This window comes from Lactobacillus sp. A27 (genome assembly GCF_016742815.1).
Classification (GTDB): domain Bacteria; phylum Bacillota; class Bacilli; order Lactobacillales; family Lactobacillaceae; genus Lactobacillus; species Lactobacillus gallinarum.
This window is the reverse complement of the sequence record NZ_JAEHNT010000069.1, coordinates 1-3,947: the sequence shown is the minus strand read 5'-3', so window position 1 is coordinate 3,947 and position 3,947 is coordinate 1. Positions and strand designations below refer to the sequence as shown.

General features: G+C 32.8%; 1 protein-coding gene. It reads left to right on the top strand.

Going from position 1 to position 3,947, the window contains the following annotated elements; all coding sequences use genetic code 11:
- Positions 1 to 199: 199 nt before the first annotated feature.
- The gene (gene ppc, locus JEM49_RS08295; protein ID WP_201874620.1) at positions 200 to 2,938 is read left to right on the top strand and encodes a phosphoenolpyruvate carboxylase; all 2,739 of its coding nucleotides are present in this window, start codon (positions 200 to 202) and stop codon (positions 2,936 to 2,938) included.
- The last annotated feature ends 1,009 nt before the right edge of the window (positions 2,939 to 3,947 follow it).

Here is a 3,947-nt window from a genome sequence, read left to right as displayed (position 1 = left end):
GTCCGTATCTAAGCAAGTTGGTGTTCTGGTTAGCGTAAGCTAACGAGCCACTAAGCCCTAGACTTCAGTCTAGGGTAGTTGACTGAAAAGCACTAAAAGTAGATCAAAAGGAAAGCTGAAATTGCTTTCCTTTTTTAATTCATTTTTTACACTTTTCATGGTATTTTAGTCTTAGTAAAAGTAGAAAGGAATTTCGGACATGACTGTTAAAAAATTAGAGAATAGCAGCGATGTAAATGTAGTGACTGAAGAAGTTAAGATTTTAACCGACTTGCTTAACGAATCTACAGAACAATTAATTGGTAAAGAACTTTTTACTAAGATTCAAAATTTAATTAAGATTTCTGCAAATAAAAATTATCAAGAACTTGAAGATCAAATCGCCAGTTTAGATAATCGTGAAATGATCGTCGTTGCTCGTTATTTTGCTACATTACCACTTTTGATTAATATTTCAGAAGACGTGGAATTAGCCAGTAAAGTTAATGTATTGAACAATACTGATCAAGATTACTTGGGGAAATTAAACGACACTATTAATATTGTTGCGCAAAAGAAGAATGCCAAAGAAATTTTGGAAAAGGTAAATGTAGTACCTGTTTTAACTGCACACCCAACTCAAGTTCAAAGAAAGACTGTGCTTGAATTAACGGATAAGATTCACACTCTCTTGCGTAGTTATCGTGAAGTTAAAAATGGCATTATCAATCGTGATGAATGGACAGAAGAATTACGTGCTTGCATCGAAATTTTAATGCAAACGGATATTATCCGTGGCCATAAATTGAAGGTATCCAACGAAATTACCAACGTATTGACTTACTATCCTAAGTCCTTAATTCCTGCAATTACTAAGTTTACTGCTCGTTATAAGGAATTAGCTAAAAAGCATGGCTTGGATATTGCTAATGCTACACCTATTACAATGGGGATGTGGATCGGCGGCGACCGAGATGGTAATCCATATGTTACTGCAGATACTTTGAAATTAAGTGCAACACTTCAAAGTCAAGTCATTTTTGAATATTACATCAAACAAATCAATCAACTTTATCGTTCGATTTCTTTATCCACTTCTTATATGAAGCCTTCAACTGAAGTGATGCATTTATCTGAATTATCAAATGATGATTCGCCATTCAGAACTAATGAACCATACAGACGTGCTTTCTACTATATTGAAAGTCGTTTGGTTCGTACTGAACAAAAATTACTAAATATCACTAATCAACATAGTTTCCTTAAAGAACGTGATCTTGAACATTTAAATCAGATTCCTGTTTATGAAGATGCGCAAGAATTTAAAGCAGACCTAGAAGTTATTAAGCGTTCATTGGAGGAAAATCGCGATCAAGCAGTAGTCAAGAGTTACTTCACTGAAATTTTAGAAGCAATTGATGTTTTTGGCTTCCATTTAGCTACAATCGATATGAGACAAGATTCTAGTGTTAATGAAGCATGTGTTGCAGAACTACTTAAGAGTGCAGAAATTTGTGATCATTATAGCGACTTAAGCGAAAAGGAGAAGGTAAGTCTTTTACTTAACGAATTGAATAATGATCCTCGTAATTTGCACTCAAATAACAAGCCTAAATCAGAATTATTGCAAAAAGAATTGAAGATTTACAAAACTGCTCGTGATCTTAAGGATCGTTTAGGCGAAGATGTGATCAAGCAACATATTATTTCTCATACTGAAAGTGTTTCAGATATGTTGGAACAAGCAATCATGCTCAAGGAGTATGACTTGCTCGACAACGAAAATGCTCGAATTCAAGTTGTACCTTTATTTGAAACCGTTGAAGATTTAAACAATGCACGTGATATCATTAAAGAATACTTGAATTTAGGCATTGTTAAGAAATGGCTTGCTTCTCAACACAATTATCAAGAAATAATGTTAGGCTACTCAGATTCTAACAAAGATGGTGGCTACTTAGCTTCATGCTGGAATCTTTACAAGGCTCAAAAAGATTTAACTGCTATTGGTGAAGAATTAGGCATTAAGATTACTTATATGCATGGCCGTGGTGGTACTGTCGGTCGTGGTGGTGGTCCATCTTATGAAGCAATTACCGCACAGCCATTTAAGTCAATCAATGATCGTATTAGAATGACTGAACAAGGCGAAATTATTCAAAACAAGTACGGCAATAAAGATACTGCATACTATAATTTAGAGATGCTAGTTTCAGCCACAGTCGATCGTATCACTTCTAAACAAATTGTTAGTGAAGACCATATTGCAGATTTCCGTTCATCAATGGATAAAATCGTTACTGAAAGTAATGAAGTTTATAAGAAATTAGTCTTTGAGAATTCAAACTTCTTAAATTACTTCTTGCAAGCAACACCAATTAAAGAGATTTCAAATCTTAATATTGGTTCACGTCCAGCTTCGAGAAAGAAACTGTCTGACTTCTCAAGCTTAAGAGCTATTCCATGGGTATTTTCTTGGTCACAAAGTAGGGTAATGCTCCCAGGCTGGTATGGTGTAGGTTCTGCCTTTAAACACTTTATCGATGCTGATCCAAGTAATTTAAAAGAATTACAGATGATGTATCAAGGCTGGCCATTCTTCCATTCATTACTTTCTAATGTGGATATGGTTTTATCAAAATCTAATATGGAAATTGCCAAGCAATATGCTGAACTATGTCAAAATGAAAAAACAAAGGCAGTTTTTGACATTATTTATCAAGAATGGAAATTGACTAGACAAATCATTCTTCAAATTGAAGGACACGATGATCTACTTAAGGATGCACCAAACTTGAAGAACAGTTTAGCAGCTAGAATGCCATACTTTAATATTTTGAACTACATTCAACTAGAAATGATCAAACGTGATCGTGAAGACGAAATTCAAGGCGTCTTCCAAAGTATCATTCCAATTACTATTAATGGTGTGGCCTCAGGACTTCGTAATTCGGGATAGAATTTTTATATTAATAATTAAAAATAGGATGATTGTATATAAAAACTACAATCATCCTATTTTTCAGCCTAATAAGCAATATTTAAGCATCATTAAAATCCACAGATGTGCTGGATAGACAATATAGAAGAAATATTTAGTTAGCAAACTCTTTTGCCTCGCTTACCATTGTAAAGAAGTATAAATGGGATGACAGCAATCATCATCCACTCACTATCAAAGGTTAGTGAAGAATATAAACTAATGTTAGCGACTTGAGCATTATGAATTGCTTTAATTAAAATCAAAAAACGCCAAATAAAAATGCCAATTGATTCGACTGTCAGCTTATGATAAGCAAAATAGAAGATCAATAAAACTGGTAAAAGATATAATCCACCTTCAAAAGGTAAACTAAAAATTCCTAAGATAATTGTTAGAAGTAAATAGCACCGCGCTTTTTATTTTCTCTAAATAATTCTAAACTCCAAATTAATCCTAAAAAAATTGTCAAAGTGACTAAGATATTGTTACCTTCTAGGATTGAATAAATAGGTATTAACATGGTCGAAAATCATGAAAATAACAGCTATTGTCTTTAATTGATTACCATCCAAACTAAATATTTTTTTATTCATCTCATCATCCTTTATTGAATTACTTTCTTTATTGAATTACTTTGATAATTATTATCCTGTATTATTTAAGCGATACAATAAAAACTTAAAACGAGATAAATAGTTTTGATACATATGTCTATGAATCCAAGACTATATCCAATATATTTTTTACCTCTTTAAAATTATTTTGATGGGCAGAATTAATCTAAAAATCAATATTTAGATGCCAACTATCTTGATTTACTGCCAGTAGTGAATCAAGATAGTTTTTCATTTCCGGTAATTTTTGAGCAATTAGCTGGTAAGCATGATTAGTTTTAAATTGAGCTTTTTCTACTCTAAGTCAAGTGTTATCAACGATTTTAAGCAATTTTATTTTGAAATACAGGCCTAATCGGGAAATGGCTCCC

What these genes read in the sequence shown, in the direction of transcription:
- ppc (WP_201874620.1), top strand. Translation starts at nt 200, where the DNA reads ATGACTGTTAAAAAATTAGAGAATAGCAGCGATGTAAATGTAGTGACT.